The organism is Veillonella dispar, from assembly GCF_900637515.1.
Lineage (GTDB): Bacteria > Bacillota > Negativicutes > Veillonellales > Veillonellaceae > Veillonella > Veillonella dispar.
Genome location: NZ_LR134375.1, coordinates 1,291,211 through 1,309,066 on the forward strand (window position 1 = coordinate 1,291,211; position 17,856 = coordinate 1,309,066).

The following is a 17,856-nucleotide window of genomic DNA, read 5'->3' on the forward strand; positions in this document are numbered from 1 at the left end:
GGTTATATTTATTTGTCACCTTGAATCATTCCTTTATTAAATAGTGCATTAGCAAATTCTTTCGCATTAAATGGACGCAAGTCATCCATGCCTTCGCCAACGCCAATCCAGCGAACAGGTACACCTAGTTCCTCTTTAATAGAGATAACTACGCCACCTTTTGCTGTGCCATCAAGCTTAGTCACAACAATACCATTTACTGGTACTGCTTGACCAAATAATTTAGCTTGGCTTACTGCATTTTGACCTGTAGTACCGTCTAACACGAGCAATGTTTGATGTGGTGCCCCTTCTACGTGGTTATTCGCTACGCGGCCCATCTTTTTAAGTTCTTCCATAAGATTAACTTTAGTGTGTAAACGACCTGCAGTATCTACAATAACGAGGTCTGCATTACGAGCTTTAGCTGCTTCCATTGCATCGTATACGACAGCTGCAGGGTCAGCCCCTTCTTTATGTTTAACGATAGGTACACCTACGCGATCTGCCCAGATAGACAATTGATCAGCCGCAGCGGCACGGAATGTATCACCTGCAGCAATAATTACCTTTTTGCCTTCTTTAGTGTAATAGTTAGCTAACTTAGCGATAGTCGTAGTTTTACCAACACCATTTACCCCAACAACAAGGATAACCTCTGGATGATGTAGTGTAATTTCATCTTCTTGGTCAACTAACATTTCTGTGATGCGGTCTTCCATGAATGGCATTACATCACCAGTATTGTTAATAACACCTTCTGTTACACCACGACGAATTTCTTTCATCAAATATTCTGTCGTTTTAGGACCTAAGTCACTAGTGAGCATAACTGCTTCTAAATCATCTAAGAAATCATCATCAATTTGTGCATAACCGATAACGATACTTTCAACGTTTTTTACAAAGGACTTACGAGTTTTCTCTAAGCCGTCTTTAATTCTATCAAAGAATCCAAATGCCATTATGCTAGATCCTCCTTCACATCTTCAAATGCTACTGTTAATAATCGCGATACGCCTCGTTCAACCATGGTCACCCCTTGTAATACTTCGGCAGCTTCCATCGTCTTTTTACGGTGCGATACTACGATAAATTGTGTTTCTTTATTTACCCGATTTAAGTAAGAACTAAATCGTTCTACATTGGCTTCATCAAGAGCTGCGTCAACTTCGTCAAGCACGCAGAACGGCGCTGGACGATAATCTAGGAACGAGAACAATAAAGCAATAACCGTAAGGGCACGCTCACCACCGGATAACAAGGTCAATTGTTGACGTTTCTTCCCTGGCGGCTGAATATAGAAATCGATACCACCAGTTAAGATATTATCTGGATCAGTCAATACAATTTGCGCCGTACCACCGCCAAATAGTTGGCTAAATACCTCTTGGAATCTACGACCTACTACATCTAATACATCGTATAGCTGTGTACTCATAGCCTTGTCCATTTCAGCAATAACCGCTTGCAATTGCTCCTTCGCTGTATCTAAATCTGCTAACTGTGTAGTTAAGAAATCATAACGTTCTTTAGTTTCTTCATATTCTTCAACAGCGTTCGGATTGACTGGGCCTAGTTCGGCAATTTCTGCCATCAAGCGAGCCTGCTCATCCTTCCAATCGTTTACAGAACCTTCAATGCGAAGAGCCTGCGCATCTTCTATGGTAAAGCCTAACTCTTGTAGTTCTTCTACAAAACGCTCACAATCCATGCGATGACGTGTAATCTTACCTTCCATATCAACGAGGCGCCCTTGCACCACTTTATATCGTTGGTTCAAACGGTCTTGTTCGCTGAGTATGGCTTCTAATTCCTCACGACCTGTAGAGGTCTTATCATAGGCTTCGTCACGAAGAGTACGCAAACGTTCAACCTCTGCTGTAGCCGTAGCTAGCTCTCGTTCTGCTAATTCTTTAGCCTTCGGTAATTCCTCTTCACATCGCTGTGTAGTACTGATGAGTAAATTACGTAATGGCGTTAGACGCTCTACAATGCTAGCAATAGATTGATTACGTTGTTCTCGCTGAGCTTCACGTTCCTTAATGGTTTGTCGCAACGTATCACAGGTGAGGCGTGCCTCTGTGAAAGCTTCATACGCCTCTTGCTGTACATTTTGTAATACAGTTAACCGCTCCATTAAGGCCCCTTGATTGCCATCTACACCGTGGTCTTCTTGCAAAGAAGCCAATGCTGTTTCTTGGTCTTTCAAGTTAGCCGTTGTACTGGCTAAATCAATATCGATTTGTAATAAACGTTGCTCTTCTTCAGAAAGGACACGTTTCTTACGATCCATTTGATTTTGAATATTTTGTACCTTTGTTTCACTAGCCACATAGAGTAAGTTCGTATGTTGGTAGCTTTCATCAAGGGTAGCTCGTTCTTTTTCAGCTTCCTCAACCCGTTTTTCAAGGTTTTCCAAGCTAGCTGTTAAGGAACGAATTTGTTCTTCAATTTGCAATAGCTCTTGTTCAAGGCTAGCCGCCTCTTCCTTACGGCTCAATACAGAGGCACGCTTACGCTTTGTAGTACCACCCGTTAAAGAGCCACCAGGTTGGAATTGTTCCCCTGTAAGCGTAACAATACGCAATTGTTGATTATATTTTTTTTGCAGACCAATAGCATCATCCATGGAGGATACTACCAAGGTGCGCCCCAATAAGTATTGGAAAATATGAGCGTATGTATTATCAAAGGAAATACAATCAACAGCAGTGCCGATTACACAACTTTCATGTAAAGCCGGTGTCTCATAGAGTTTTCCTTTTACAGAATCCATCGGCAAGAAGGTTACGCGGCCACCTTGGATAGATTTCAAATAATTGACACCCTCCGCAGCAGCGCGAGCAGTAGTGGTCACAACGTGGTTAACACTACCACCTAATGCCGTTTCGATAGCCGTAGTATATTTATCTTCTACCGTAAAGAGATCACCAATAGCACCCGTAATCTGTTCGCGCCAAGATCCTTTACCATTTAGGATATTCTTAGTACCTTCTAAATAGCCTTCATGTTGTTCTTCCCATTGGGCTAATAGTTCGATACGACCTTTAACACGTTGCTCTTGGGTACGCAATTTTTGTAATTCTTTGCGTTCTTCACGAGCTTGTAAGGCTGCTTCTTTACCGCCATCAACGAGGGCTTGTCGTTGTGCAGAAATAGCATTAAACTGTTGGCCTAATGTGTCAAATTCACCGCGAGCTGCTTGTAATTCACTATCTACTTGACCTATTTCAGCCTTTAAAACCTCACATTGTTTTGTAGACTCTTCCTTACGAGCTTCTAAGCTACGAATACTAGCCTTTGCTGTTTCAATAGCGCTCACAAGTTCTAATTGATGTTGCTCAAAGGCTTCTCGATTAGACTGCAAGGACTGGAACTTAGCTTGCTCGGCGCTAACATCTTCAACAGCTTTTTTATAATTCGCCTCTAATTTTTCTAGTTTAGATTCTTTCTCTACTAGTTGAGCACGTTCATCTTGAATCAACTGATTTAAAATGCGCAATTGTTGTTCTTCGCCCTTTTGCGTAGCTTCTAATTCGCTAATACGCATAGATGTTTCATCTAATTCACGACGAGCTGTCTTCAACTGCTCGTCTAACAGACGTAAATGACCTGCTAAACGTTCTTCATCACGTTGCTTTTCCGTATACTGAGCTTCCCACAACTTGAGTTGTTCTTGCTCTTTTGTTGATGCGGATTGCAAGGTATGACGGCGCACTTCCAATTTAGACAATTCAGTTTGAAGCTCAATCTCTTCATCCTTAAATGCAATATTATCATTTTCAAAACGCGTTAATAAACGATCAGAGGTCTTATAATTGTGAAAGCCTAATGCCCCATCATAGTCGCGCTTTGTACGACTTAAGGTCATATATTTTTTAGTCTTTTCCGCCTTTTCAGACAAAGGTCCTAGTTGCTCTTCGATAGTAGCCATTACGTCGCGTACGCGTTCCATGTTTCGGTCTGTGCTAGCAATACGACGCAATGCATCTTCTTTATTGATTTTAAAACGAGAAATACCTGCTACATCTTCAAAGATCAAACGACGTTCTTCAGGCTTTGAATTCAAAATAGCATCAATGCGGTTCTGACCGATAATAGCCATTGAGTCTTTCCCCAGACCTGTATCAGCTAATAAAAGATGAATATCCTTTAAACGACAAGAGCGTTTATTGATAAGGAACTCGCTTTCACCAGTACGATAAATACGGCGTGTAATAGCAACCTCAGCCATATCTACATCTAATTGATGGTCACTATTGTCAAATACAAGTGTAACCTCAGCTGCACTCATTGGTTTACGTTTTTCCGTACCAGAGAAGATAATATCCTCTGCTTTTTGACCACGTAAGTTACGGACATTGGATTCCCCTAAAACCCATTTCATAGCATCCGTAATATTACTTTTACCACTTCCGTTAGGTCCAATAACGGCAGTCATTCCTGGTGAGAATTTTACAACCGTTTTATCTGCAAACGATTTAAAGCCCTTTAATTCTAACCGAAGTAATTGCATGACTGCCTCCTTTCTACTAACAACCCCGAATAATCATATCTTTTATTATAACATATATTGTAGGCCATCAATACAGCAACGAACAGTATTTCTCGTATTATCTTCACACCAATCTATGCTAAATTGAGGATACATTTCTTGAAAATATAAAATATTGCGATTTTTGAGACCTCGCACCTTTGATGTACTGCTTCTAGGATAAGAAATTACAATCCTATGTTTCATCAAAATATCACCACTATCCGAATAAAATCTACATCCTACCTTATGGGTATTGTAACAATCAAAATGAGAAAAATTGTAATCATTTTGCTTTCCTAATAAATTTTCTGAAGAAAGATGTTCATCAATACATCTTTCAATACGTTGTTTATATTGTTCATTTACAACGAGCTCACCCATAGCAGGTTCATAGGGACCTGCTACCAAACTATTGCCTGAATCGAGCTCTTCCGTGCTTTGTAATCCTGTACGTATAACTTCAATATTATGCTGTTCAAACCATTCCTTTAAGAATGCACAATATTTAATAGCTTGCTCAGTACTTAATGGCTCATATTCACCAGATCTATATTGATCTGCTAGTTCCGTATTTTCTATAACAAGAACAGGATAGATTCGTACAAAATCTGGTTCTAGTTTAACTACAGCAATAGCGGTTTCTAGAATGGTTTCCCAAGTTTCACCTTTTAATCCTGGTAAAAGCTGAACACCTACAGTCATGCCACGTTGCTTTAATCGTGCAACAGCATCTACTACCTCTTGTGCGGTATGACCGCGCTTAGCATCGACTAAAATACCATCATTCATAGACTGTACGCCAAGCTCTACTGTTTTTACCCCGTAAGACTGTAATAAGGTAATTGCTTTGTCACCTACAGCATCAGGCCGTGTAGAGCAACGTATGCCATCGATTATGTCCTGTTGTAACATCTCATAAGCTGGCTCTAATAAGGTATGTTGCAAATCGCGATGAATGGCTGTAAAAGAGCCTCCATAAAAGGCGACCTCCCAAAACTTATCATTTCGTTTTTTACCCACATAATCTGTAATCGTTTTTTTTATATAATCCGGTGTTAGGTGACTAATACCAGATTGGCCTGTAATACGGGACTGATTACAAAATGTACATACATAAGGACACCCTACATGAGGTATAAAAAAAGGTATCATACCAAATGGTTTCATAGTCACTCTCCTTTCTTATATAAAATAAACTCAGCCAAAACCTTTTATATTAATATATTAATATCCATGTATTTATTCCTTATGATATGTAATTAATATATTAAGATATAAGGCTTTCGATACAACGATTATAAGATAAATATATTTACTATTCTATATACTATTATACAGAAAAAAGCGCCATTAGGCGCTTTTCTATTTGGCCATTAACTTTTCTAACGTTAATTGAGCCGCATGTTGTTCTGCAATTTTTTTACTTTTACCAGAGCCTGCCTCGTAAGTAACACCATTGATTTCGACCACCATATGGAAGGTCTTAGCATGGTCGGGACCACTTTCACTGAGCAAACGATAGACGGTATGTTTATCACCATCCCGTTGCACATATTCTTGTAACAAGGTTTTATAATCCTTGCCCCGTTTACCTTCTAAAGCTTGCTTGATATACGTAATGAGATGTTTTAAAACGAAGTTCATCGCCGTTTGGTAATCTGTAGAAATATAGATAGCACCAATGAGAGACTCAAAGGTATCCGCTAAAATAGAATTACGATTATTACCACCAGAAGCACGTTCACCATGACCGAGCAATAAATATTGCCCCAATTGTAAAGAACGACTTACAGATGCTAAAGAATCTTCACACACTGTAGCGGCCTTAATTTTTGTCAAATCACCTTCGGCCATGTCTGGATAAGTCTTAAATAGGTATTCCCCAATAATAAGATCCAAAACAGCATCGCCTAAAAACTCTAATCGCTGATTGTGATTAATATGCTTTGATTTATGTTCATTCGCATAAGATGTATGTGTAAAAGCACAATCTAAAATGGATATATCTGACACAGGTATGTCTAAACGAGCAACAAGCCCATGAAGAGATTCTTCACGAGCTTGTGTCATCTTACTCTTATGCGCTTCAACAGCTACCATTAGCCTTCATAACGGCGTACGCAAAGTGTACCGTTATGACCACCAAAACCGAAAGAGTTGGAAAGAGCACATTTAACTTGAAGGTCACGTGCACCTTCGCGAACATAGTCAAGATCCAAACCTTCATCAGGGTTGTCACAGTTGATTGTAGGATGAACTTTGCCAGTTTCGATAGCCATCGCCATAACGATAGTTTCGATAGCACCAGCAGCACCTAACAAGTGACCTGTCATGGATTTTGTAGAGTTAACAGCGATGTCTTTAGCATGATCGCCGAACAATTCTTTAATAGCCAATGTTTCATTTTTGTCATTAAGGCCAGTAGATGTACCATGAGCATTGATGTAGTTAACGTCTTTAGGATCGATACCTGCATCTTTAATTGCTAATTCCATACATTTACGAGCTTGTACACCACCTGGAGCTGGTGCAGTAATATGGTAAGCATCACCATTAGTACCATAACCTACAACTTCAGCGTAGATATGAGCACCACGAGCTTTTGCATGTTCTAATTCTTCAAGAACAACGATACCAGAACCTTCACCCATTACGAAACCATCGCGATCGCGGTCAAATGGACGAGATGCTTTTGTTGGTTCGTCATTGCGTGTAGACATAGCTTTCATAGCTGCGAAACCAGCTACAGCTGCAGGAGATACAGCTGCTTCAGTACCACCGGCAAACATGATATCAGCATCACCACGTTGGATGATACGGAAAGCATCGCCAATAGCATTTGTACCAGAAGTACAAGCTGTTACGTCTGTAATAACAGGACCTTTAAGGCCAAGACGGATGGATACACGTGCAGATGTCATATTTGCAATCATCATAGGAACTGCAAATGGACTTACACGGCCAGGACCTTTTTCGAATAATGTTTCATATACTTCATGGATGGAGTCGATACCGCCAATACCAGTACCAACCACAGTACCACAACGATCTAAATCTTGTTTATCTAAATCAAGATCAGCATCTTCACAAGCAAGAACAGCAGCACCGATAGCCAATTCTACAGAACGGTCCATACGACGAGCTTCTTTCTTGTCTACGCCATAGTTTGTAACATCAAAATCTTTTACTTCGCCAGCAATACGCGTTGCATAGTCAGATGCATCAAAGCGTGTAATTGGCCCAATACCAGATTGACCTGCCAATAACGCATTGTAAAAGTTCTCTTTACCGATACCTACAGGAGTCACTGCCCCTAAGCCAGTAATTACTACACGTTTTTCCAATTATTCCACCTCTTATAGCTATACAGCCCTTTTAAATTAATCAATCTCTGCTACTTGCTGTTTGAGTTGCGCAAAGATATCTTTAACTGGCATAATCTTGTCGACTTTTCTCATATTATTGCCAGAGAACACCAAACCTGTTTCCACATCACCTTGTTGTGCACGAGAAAGAGCACGGATGATACAGAATTTATGGGAACAATGTTTTAAACAGTTATCACACACCGTTGGAGGTGCTACAGTACCGTCTAATACAGATTCAGCAAATTTATTTTTAATTGCTTGTCCAGGCAAACCTACAGGGCTTTGAATTAATACAATGTCCTCAGGGTTAGTAGCCCGTACATACATTTTTTTCAATTCGTCAGATGCATTACATTCATCAGAAGCAGCAAAACGGCTACCCATTTGAACGCCACTAGCACCTAATTTCAACATTTCTACAATGTCACGACCATCAAGAACACCACCAGCACCAATAACTGGAATGTTTTTAACAGCAGCTACAACTTCCGGAACGATTTCTCGAGCGGAACGATCCGTACCCAAGTGGCCACCAGCTTCGCAACCTTCTACGATGACTGCTGCCGCACCTAGACCTTCAGAAATGCGAGCTAATTTTGCGGACGAAACGATTGGTACGATTGGAGTACCAGACTCTTTGCCCATTGCGAACATATCTCTTGAAAAACCAGCACCTGCTACTACAAGATCAATGCCCTCTTCGATGGCAGTTTTTACTAAGCCAGCAAATTGTGTTGCTGCTACCATCGCATTTATACCAATAATACCCGTAGGTGATAATTTTCTAGCTAATTGTATTTCGTATCGTAATTCATCAAACGGCAAACCGGATGCTGCAATAAGGCCGATACCACCTTCATTTGCAACGGCTGCCGCCAAGCGAGCTGTAGACAATCTAATCGCCATACCACCTTGAATAATAGGTACTTTGGCCACTAGATTCCCAATGCGAAGTTCAGGGAGCTTCACTATCAAATCCTCCTGTAAATAAAACCGGTTGGGAGGCCACTCGGCCTCCCGTGCGGCTGAATTGTCAGCTTTACAGCTTATTTAGCAGAATCAATATATTCTACTGTATCCTTAACGGTTTTAATTTTTTCTGCAACATCGTCAGGGATTTCAACATTGAATTCTTCTTCGAATGCCATGATCAATTCAACGATATCTAAGGAGTCAGCGCCTAAGTCGTCGATGAATGTAGAATCAATGGTAACTTCAGCTTCATCAACACCTAATTGTTCCACAACGATTGCTTTTACTTTATCGAAAGTGTTCATTGGTGGTTCACCTCCTTTCAAAGTGTATTTATATATAGTCTAATTTTGAAACTACATCACCATACCGCCATCTACATTGATGACTTGGCCTGTAATATAGTTAGCAAAATCGCTAGCAAGGAATGTTGCTACTGTTGCTACTTCTTCAGCATCAGCCATACGGCCCAATGGAATTTCAGCAACCATAGCTTCTTTAACTTTTTCTGGCAATACATCAGTCATATCTGTATTGATAAAGCCTGGTGCAATAGCATTAACAGTAATGCCACGGCTCGCTAATTCTTTAGCACAGGATTTAGTGAAACCAATTACGCCAGCTTTAGAAGCTGCATAGTTAGTTTGACCCGCATTACCCATAACACCTACAACAGATGTCATGTTGATAATACGACCAGAACGTTGTTTCATCATGATTTTAGATACTGCTTTAGTTACTAGATATACACCTTTAAGATTGATATCAATAACAGCATCAAAATCTTCGTCTTTCATACGCATCAACAAACCGTCGCGCGTAATACCCGCATTATTTACGAGAATATCAATGTGACCAAACTCTTTATGAGCTTCTTCTACCATAGAAGCAACTTCATCAGCATTGGCTACATTGGCTTTAATTTTAATGGCTTTACGGCCTAAAGCTTGTACAGCTTCAACAGTTTCTTGAGCTGCACCTTCGCTACCGCTATAGTTAACTACAACATCAGCACCAGATTGTGCTAAATTGATAGCTACAGCGCGACCAATGCCACGGGATGCGCCAGTTACAATGGCTACTTTACCCTCTAAATGCATTTTATCGAACCCCTTTCAAAAATTCAAGCGTTTTCTCTAAGGATGCAATGTCTTCAACATTGGCTAATTCCATATCTTTATTGATCTTTTTAGTAAAGCCTGTAAGAACTTTACCAGGACCTACTTCAACGAAACGAGTTACGCCAAAGTTAACCATTTCAGCTACGCAGTCTTCCCACAATACAGGATTAGCAGCTTGTGTAACTAAGGACTCTTTAATATCGTTTGCATTAGTCAAAATTTTACCTGTAACATTTGCTACTACAGGGATTTGAGCATCGCTCACTTGGATTTTATCCAACTCTTCTTTTAAACGAAGAGCTGCAGGTTCCATCAAACGGCTGTGGAATGGAGCACTTACAGGAAGCATAACAGCACGTTTTGCACCGGCTTCTTTCATCTTTTCTGCTGCAGTTTCTACCGCTGCTGTTTCACCAGCAATAACAATTTGACCTGGGCAGTTGAAGTTAACTGCTTGCACAGAACCAACAGAATCGTTAACCTCTTTACAAATTTCTACAACTTGTTCACGAGGTAAAGCTAGAATTGCTGCCATAGCACCTTTGCCCAATGGCACAGCTTCTTGCATATATTCACCGCGTTTATGAACAACATACACAGCATCTTTAAAATTCAATACACCTGCCGCTACAAGAGCACTGTATTCACCAAGACTATGACCACCTACGATATCAGGTGTAAAGCCTTGTTCTTTAAGAACTTCATAGCAAGCTACAGATGCAGTTAAAATAGCTGGTTGTGTATTAGCTGTTTTAACAAGTTCAGTATCAGGACCTTCAAAGCACAATTTGGAAATAGAGTAACCAAGTGCTTCATCAGCTTCTTCAAAACGTTGTTTCACAATAGGATATGCATTGTACAAATCTTGTAACATGCCTACTTTTTGGGAACCTTGACCAGGAAAAACAAATGCCGTTTTCATAAGGGCCTCCTTATTTACCAAGACCTTGAAGGTTTTTAATTACAGTTTCAGTTTCAGTCATAATATCTTTGATAATAGTTGCACATGGTTTAACATCTGTTAACATACCAGAGATTTGACCGATCATTACAGAACCTTCTTTTACATCACCTTCAATAGCAGCTTTACGAAGTGTACCTGCACCTAAATTTTCTAACTCTTCTTTGGAACCACCGCTAAATTCAAGGGATTTATATTTATGAGCTAATGCATTATCAATGATACGTACAGGATGACCTGTTGTTAAACCAGTCATAACAGTAGCACGATCTTTTGCTTTCAATACTGCAGTTTTATAGTTTTCATGAGCAATACATTCTTCGGATAATACGAATCGCGTACCCATTTGTACTGCTTGAGCGCCTAATGCAAATGCCGCAGCCATACCACGGCCATCCGCAATACCACCAGCAGCGATAACTGGGACATCTACAGCATCTACTACTTGTGGAATCAATGCCATAGTAGTAATATCGCCTACGTGACCACCAGATTCTGTACCTTCTGCGATAATTGCATCAATACCACCACGTAACAAGCGTTTTGCAAGTAATACGGAAGCAACTACAGGGATTACCTTTGTACCGATTTCTTTTAAAGCTGGAATGTACACGCCAGGATTACCAGCACCTGTTGTAATTACAGGAACGCGTTCTTCCACAACTACTTCCATAACTTCTTTAACAAATGGAGACATGAGCATGATATTACAACCAAATGGTTTATTTGTACGCTCTTTTAATTTGTGAATTTCATTACGGAAAATATCAGGAGGCATATGACCAGCCCCAATAATACCAAGGCCACCCGCTTCGGAAACAGCTGCCGCTAATTCTGCAGTACCGAGCCAAGCCATACCACCTTGTAAGATTGGGTACTCAATCTGTAATAAATCACAAATGTCAGTCTTAATCATCTTGATGTGTCCTCCTTAATACCATTTCAAGACAAGGCTAGCCCATGTAAGGCCTGCACCAAATCCTGCAAACGCAACATTATCGCCACGTTTGAAACGCCCTTCACGATTAGCTTCGTCCAAAGCTATCGCTACAGACGCGGCAGATGTATTACCATACTTATGTAAATTAACAAATACTTTTTCCATCGGCATATGTAAGCGTTTTGCAGCCGAATCAATAATACGAATATTTGCTTGATGTGGAATGAAGAAATCCAACTCATTAAGTTCCATTCCAGCTCGTTCTAAAGATTTTAAAACAGTACGTCCCATCGTTTTAACAGCAAATTTATATACTTCAGGGCCATCCATATGAATGAATGTTAATCCTTCTTCAACGCGTTGATCATTGGCAACTACTGCTGTACCACCTGCAGGAATGCATAAAGATGGACCACCAGTACCATCAGCCCCCATGTCAATACCTTTAATGCCATAACCTTCAGGGACCTCAGATACTACCGCGGCGCCAGCACCATCACCAAAGAGGATACATGTACCACGATCATTCCAATTTACCCGTCGAGATAGAATTTCAGCCCCTACAACAAGAACCTTTTTATATAAACCGGAGCTAATATAGCTAGCTGCAGTAATCAATCCATATACAAAGCCAGAGCATGCAGCTTGTAAATCATAGGCCGCTGCATTCTTAGCTCCTAAATTCGCTTGTAATACACAAGCGGCTGAAGGAATAATCATATCTGGTGTTAAGGTAGCAAAGATAATCATATCTATATCTTCGGCACTAACCTTAGCCATTTGCATAGCTTTTTTGGCTGCCTCAGTCGCCATATAGGATGTATTCATACCTTCCGGTGCAATGCGTCGTTCCTCGATACCAGTACGTTCTCTAATCCATTGGTCATTGGTATCAACCATTTTTTCTAGATCAAAGTTTGTTACTACATTGTCAGGAAGGAAGCTCCCAGTACCAATGATTCCTACCGGTTTACTCATCATAGTCATACTTCAAGGCTCCTTCAATATCCATTGTTTCTCTTATGTGTTGAATAATTTTACGCTCTACTAAATCACTGGCAATTTCAATAGCAGTTTTAATCTCTTTAGCTTTGGAGCTACCATGGGCAATCATAAACACCCCGTTAACCCCTAAGAGTGGAGCACCACCATTTTCCGTGTGATCTAAGCGTTTTGCCATCTTTTTTAAAGCTGGCTTTACAAGCATAGCACCAATTTTAGCAAAAATACTACCTGCCATAATGCTATCCTTTACTAATTGTGTAAGACCTGTTACCAAGCCTTCTGCAAATTTAAGTACCACATTACCGACAAAACCATCGCAAACAACAACATCTACGACCCCTTTTGGAATATCACGGCCTTCAATATTACCTTTGAAATTAATAGTTTTCATACGTTCCAAAATTGGATATGTGGCTAGAACGACATCGTTCCCCTTAGTGGCTTCTTCGCCAATATTTAATAACCCTACTGTAGGTTCTTCTTTACCTAATAAAAGTTTTGCATATTCAGAACCCATCAATGCACCTTGTACAAGATGTTTTGGTTTACTATTTGAGTTAGCACCAGAATCTAACATAACAGTAATGCCACTAACTGTTGGCATCGGAGTTGCAATAACCGGGCGATCAACCCCTTTAATACGACCAAGACCAAACAATGCAGCTGCTACAGCAGCACCTGTGCTACCTGGAGCAATCACGGCATCGCAGACATTATCACGAACTAAAGATGTTGCTACCACAACAGATGCGTCCTTTTTCTTACGCAATGCTTGTCCTGGATGTTCATCCATCCCGATGACTTGACTGGCATGATGTACAGAAATGCGTGGATTCTTAGCTTCATTATTAGCTTCTAATATATTAAAAATTTGCTGCTCATCGCCGACGAGCACCACTTCAATGTGTTCATTTGCTCGTACGGCTTCAATGGATCCTAGTACAGTCTCCAATGGAGCAAAGTCGCCACCCATGGCGTCTATTGCAATTTTCATAATCTACACCCTATTCTCTACGGATTCCATAATAAATTTTGCGCGAAATACTTCTTTTATTTTATCTCTTATAATGACCCAAATAAAGAACTTATTACCACGGCGACGCACAATTTCTGCTTTTGCCACCAAATTAGTACCAGCTCCTACTGGATTCTTATATTTTATATTTCCAACCTCCGCAGAACAAACAGTAGTCCCCATGACTACCTTTGCGAGGGAATTCGCTTGAGCATATAAATACTGTGGCTCTACATATCCAAATCGATCTTCCATGTCTGCAGTAGTACGCAACATCGATAATGCTTGTTGCCCTTCCGTGACATCAATCAATTCGCCAACCACTTCGTACGGTACATGTTCTACCGTTTCTTGTGATTGACCTGTAGCCATGACGCGTATGCGTTCACGCAATTCAGGAATCCCCAACTCTAGTCGATCAAGACGAATAGTTGGCACACTTACATTAAAGTGTGTTGCCAATTCTTCATCAGTAAGAAATGGCGTAATATTCAGTTTTTCTTGTAACTGCTTTTGGCGCTCTTGCTTCTTTAACCGACTCATGGGACCACCTTTTATGACCTAGTATTAATATTACATCCTAAGTATATACAATAATTCCCCTATTGGCAAGGCTTTTCATACATATAGTAACAGATTTTCCTCATATATACTAAATATAGATATTATTTTATATTTAAGTATCGTTTTGTTTATAAAAGTATAAAAAATGCCACTACTCTACAGTTTTATATTACTATAAAATAATGGCACTGACTAATGCATATGAAGTATATTAAGTTATATATATTACTAAAAGTATACAAAAGCATACAAAAAAGACGCCTACTACTACAGTAGGCGTCTTTTTTCCGCTCACATATTAAGCATTAGCTACTACTTGCTCACCTTTATAGTGACCACATGTAGGGCAAACACGATGAGGCATCTTAGGTTCGTGGCATTGTGGACATGCTACATAACCAGGAGCTTCTAATTTCCAATTAGCACGACGGCGATCGCGACGGCATTTAGACAATCTACGCTTAGGTACTGCCATTATCTGCACCTCCTTAGTACAATCATTAGGACAATCTATCATCTTTCTCATCAAGCAAAGCACGTAACTCTGCAAATCGAGGATCCACCACAAAGGATTCACAAGAACAAGGTGAAACATTTAAATTTGCTCCGCAATGAACGCACAATCCTTTGCAATCATCCTGACATAACACTTGAGAGGGCTCATTGATGATTAATGTATCCCTAATTAGTTCGGTTAAGTCAATTTCCTCTCCATCGAAAGGAATCACATCTTCAACAGCGTCTCTAGAATCACTAAAGATTTCCTCAAAGGAATCCTTACGATTATGCTCTGTTGTAGTTAAACAACGAGAACACTCGTAATCACCTTTAGACTCTATCGAACCTTGAACGATGTAATTTTGACCATCAAACCAAAACTCACCATTAATGGTTATATCATGACGGCTCCAAGGAAAAGCAGTTACGTCACCAAGCTCAGAGGTTGGTATCGTATAGCTATAAGGAAATTTCTTTCCTATATGTTCTTTTGCTTGCTCTACTTGCAGTTTCATAATCTTACCTCGACTCATAATATTATAAACATGACATAGTGCTTTGTCAAATAAAAAAGACTATCTTAAGCGGACTCAAGATAGTCTTTTTGGTAAGTCAATTACATTTTTTCGAATTGGTCTTTACCAACACCGCAAATTGGGCAAACATAATCAGCTGGTTGATCTTCGAATTTTACGCCTTCAACAGCTTCGTCATAAACCCAACCACATACTACGCATACGTATTTTTCCATGAGTATTTCCTCCTTCACTTGAAAATTATTGTTTAATGTTTATCTTTTATAATTCAGATACTCTATCTGTAATGTAGTATATCAAAGATATCGAAACTTTTCAATACTCATTTTCTTAATTTCTCATTTTTTCTAATATTTAAAAAGCATATATGATATGCGGATTTGTGCTACATTATAATTTGAAATGTATTATCATTTAGACTAATTATGACCTAAATTTACCTCAATTCCTTTCCCTATTGCTACTCATCTGTCAATATATCTATTAATATAAGTAATGGCCATTATTATACCGATAGTTTTTAAGGTATTAACTAAAATAAGACCTAAGGTGTACATAATTTATATATTATACTATTATATATAGAAGAGAATATTGTTATATTATTTATTCTAAAAGAACTTAATTAATAACTTATTATATAAGTATGTACTTATGAACTCTTACTTCTCTATGCAATATAATCATAATAAGAACTTCACGATCTTAATATGAAATATTGATCAGAGAAATCGTCATTTATATTGTTATCATAGGAGGATTTATGAGAACAGCTTTAACAGAACTTTTACAAATCGAATACCCTATTATCCAAGGCGCTATGGCTTGGGTATCTGAACACAAATTAGTATCTGCCGTTGCTAATGCTGGCGCAACAGGCGTTATCGCCCTCGGCGGTCGTGATGCAGAATGGACTCGCAATGAAATTCGTGCATGCAAAGAATTAACAGATAAACCATTCGGTGTTAACCTTATGTTGATGGCTCCTAATAAAGATGAGTTAGTAGATGTTATCATCCAAGAAAAACCTGCTTTTGTAACACTTGGTGCTGGTAATCCTGTACCATATATCAAACCTCTTCAAGAGGCTGGTATCAAGGTTATCCCTGTAGTTCCTTCCCTTAAATTAGCTAAACGTATCGAAGAAGCTGGCGCTGATGCGATGATCGTAGAAGGTATGGAAGCTGGTGGCCACATCGGTAGCCAAACAACAATGTCTTTAATGGAAAACATTTTACCTGAAATCTCTATTCCTGTAGTAGTAGCTGGCTCTATCGTTGATGGTCGCGGTCTTGCCGCTGCATTACTCATGGGTGCACAAGGTGTACAAATGGGCTCTCGCTTCTTACTTGCTGAGGAATGCCAAGCACACAAAAATATGAAAGAAGCCATTATCAAAGCTACAGATACTGATTCTGTTGTAACTGGTCTTCTCTCTGGCCACGGTGGTGTTCGTAGTTTAAAAAATGAATTTACTACTCGCTATTTGGCCGCAGAAACTGATGGCGTTACTACCCCTGAAGAACGGACAAAAATGTCTCAAGGCACTAATAAACGCGCTGCTATTGATGGCGATGTTGTAAATGGTGCTGTACAAGTCGGTCAAGCATTGAATCGTCTTGTAGCTATTGAGCCAGCTCATACAATCGTTCAATCTGTAATGAACGAAGCTATCATGTCTATTCGTAAGGCTCAACGCCTTCTTGAAATTGTTTAATGAATTAGGAGTACCATATGTTACCATTTCATGGAAAATATCCAAAATTAGATCCTAAAAGTTGCGTCATGCCCGGTGCAGAACTTGCTGGTGATGTAGAACTTAAAGAATATGCTTCTATTTGGCAAAACTGTGCACTTCGTGGTGACGTAAACAAGATTGTAGTAGGTCGTTACTCTAATGTACAAGACAACTCTGTACTACATGTAGACGACGATAAAGCATGTATTCTTGGCGATTACGTAACAATCGGCCATGGTGCCATCGTTCACGCTAGCACAATTGAAGATAATGTTTTAGTTGGCATGGGCGCCATTGTATTAAGTGGTTGTCATATCGGCTCTGGATCTATTATTGCAGCCGGTGCGGTAGTAAAAGAAAACACTGTCATCCCACCTAACTCTTTAGTAGTAGGCATTCCTGCTCGTATTGTTCGCACAGATGAAACTCAAATCGAACGTATTCACAATCAAGCTTTAAAATATAAACACTTATGGACTATTGAATACGGTATGCTTCCAGATGCAGGTGGCGAAGAATACGATAAAAACGCTAAAATCGTATAATTACATATAATAAAAGCGGATAGTTGATCACAACTATCCGCTTTTATTTTTTATTCACAAGCTTAATTTGCCTT

18 protein-coding genes are annotated in these 17,856 nt (G+C 39.6%); 2 read left to right on the top strand and 16 right to left on the bottom strand.

Features of this window, described 5'->3' with window-relative positions; genetic code table 11:
• Positions 1-8 precede the first annotated feature (8 nt).
• The 16 genes from ftsY to EL171_RS06085 all read right to left on the bottom strand — a co-directional run bounded on the left by ftsY (position 9) and on the right by EL171_RS06085 (position 15,714).
• Entirely contained in the window at positions 9-944 is a 936-nt protein-coding gene (ftsY, locus tag EL171_RS06010; RefSeq protein ID WP_005386963.1) for a signal recognition particle-docking protein FtsY, read from the bottom strand.
• A complete protein-coding gene (gene smc, locus EL171_RS06015) occupies positions 944-4,498 on the bottom strand; it encodes a chromosome segregation protein SMC (protein ID WP_005386965.1) in 3,555 nt (1,184 codons plus the stop codon). The genes ftsY and smc overlap by 1 nt, the downstream gene beginning before the upstream one ends.
• Positions 4,499-4,543: 45 nt before the next feature.
• A complete protein-coding gene (locus EL171_RS06020) occupies positions 4,544-5,686 on the bottom strand; it encodes an elongator complex protein 3 (RefSeq protein WP_005386967.1) in 1,143 nt (380 codons plus the stop codon).
• A 195-nt stretch (positions 5,687-5,881) separates the two neighbouring features.
• A complete protein-coding gene (gene rnc / locus EL171_RS06025) occupies positions 5,882-6,619 on the bottom strand; it encodes a ribonuclease III (protein ID WP_005386968.1) in 738 nt (245 codons plus the stop codon).
• A complete protein-coding gene (gene fabF / locus EL171_RS06030) occupies positions 6,619-7,863 on the bottom strand; it encodes a beta-ketoacyl-ACP synthase II (protein WP_005386970.1) in 1,245 nt (414 codons plus the stop codon). Before fabF ends, rnc begins: the two co-directional genes overlap by 1 nt.
• A 36-nt stretch (positions 7,864-7,899) precedes the next feature.
• Positions 7,900-8,856: an NAD(P)H-dependent flavin oxidoreductase gene (locus EL171_RS06035; protein WP_005386972.1), complete on the bottom strand. Its 957-nt coding sequence runs from the start codon at positions 8,854-8,856 to the stop codon at positions 7,900-7,902.
• Between the two features lie 77 nt (positions 8,857-8,933).
• Complete coding sequence (locus tag EL171_RS06040) at positions 8,934-9,164, bottom strand: acyl carrier protein (protein ID WP_004693441.1); 231 nt, start codon at positions 9,162-9,164, stop codon at positions 8,934-8,936.
• Between the two features lie 51 nt (positions 9,165-9,215).
• Positions 9,216-9,959: a 3-oxoacyl-[acyl-carrier-protein] reductase gene (fabG, locus tag EL171_RS06045; protein ID WP_005386974.1), complete on the bottom strand. Its 744-nt coding sequence runs from the start codon at positions 9,957-9,959 to the stop codon at positions 9,216-9,218.
• Position 9,960: 1 nt separating this feature from the next.
• Entirely contained in the window at positions 9,961-10,902 is a 942-nt protein-coding gene (fabD, locus tag EL171_RS06050; protein WP_039969254.1) for an ACP S-malonyltransferase, read from the bottom strand.
• A gap of 10 nt (positions 10,903-10,912) precedes the next feature.
• On the bottom strand, positions 10,913-11,857 hold the full coding sequence (gene fabK, locus EL171_RS06055; RefSeq protein ID WP_005386977.1) for an enoyl-[acyl-carrier-protein] reductase FabK: 945 nt from the start codon (positions 11,855-11,857) through the stop codon (positions 10,913-10,915).
• A 15-nt stretch (positions 11,858-11,872) separates the two neighbouring features.
• Entirely contained in the window at positions 11,873-12,868 is a 996-nt protein-coding gene (locus EL171_RS06060) for a beta-ketoacyl-ACP synthase III (RefSeq protein ID WP_005386978.1), read from the bottom strand.
• Entirely contained in the window at positions 12,852-13,880 is a 1,029-nt protein-coding gene (plsX, locus tag EL171_RS06065; protein WP_005386979.1) for a phosphate acyltransferase PlsX, read from the bottom strand. Before plsX ends, EL171_RS06060 begins: the two co-directional genes overlap by 17 nt.
• A gap of 3 nt (positions 13,881-13,883) precedes the next feature.
• Positions 13,884-14,444: a transcription factor FapR gene (fapR, locus tag EL171_RS06070; RefSeq protein WP_005386980.1), complete on the bottom strand. Its 561-nt coding sequence runs from the start codon at positions 14,442-14,444 to the stop codon at positions 13,884-13,886.
• A gap of 319 nt (positions 14,445-14,763) precedes the next feature.
• A complete protein-coding gene (gene rpmF, locus EL171_RS06075) occupies positions 14,764-14,940 on the bottom strand; it encodes a 50S ribosomal protein L32 (RefSeq protein WP_004693428.1) in 177 nt (58 codons plus the stop codon).
• A 25-nt stretch (positions 14,941-14,965) separates the two neighbouring features.
• On the bottom strand, positions 14,966-15,478 hold the full coding sequence (locus tag EL171_RS06080; RefSeq protein ID WP_039969256.1) for a YceD family protein: 513 nt from the start codon (positions 15,476-15,478) through the stop codon (positions 14,966-14,968).
• 101 nt (positions 15,479-15,579) lie between these two features.
• Positions 15,580-15,714, bottom strand: coding sequence for a rubredoxin (locus tag EL171_RS06085; protein ID WP_004693422.1), 135 nt, complete (start codon positions 15,712-15,714; stop codon positions 15,580-15,582).
• A 548-nt stretch (positions 15,715-16,262) separates the two neighbouring features.
• On the opposite strand from EL171_RS06085, the gene EL171_RS06090 reads away from it, so the two are divergent.
• Together EL171_RS06090 and EL171_RS06095 are read left to right on the top strand one after the other, a co-directional pair.
• Positions 16,263-17,216 carry a nitronate monooxygenase gene (locus EL171_RS06090; protein WP_005386983.1) on the top strand — a complete coding sequence of 318 codons (954 nt, stop codon included), beginning with the start codon at positions 16,263-16,265 and terminating at the stop codon, positions 17,214-17,216.
• 17 nt (positions 17,217-17,233) lie between these two features.
• Positions 17,234-17,782, top strand: a complete 549-nt coding sequence (locus EL171_RS06095; protein WP_005386984.1) for a gamma carbonic anhydrase family protein — start codon at positions 17,234-17,236, stop codon at positions 17,780-17,782.
• The last annotated feature ends 74 nt before the right edge of the window (positions 17,783-17,856 follow it).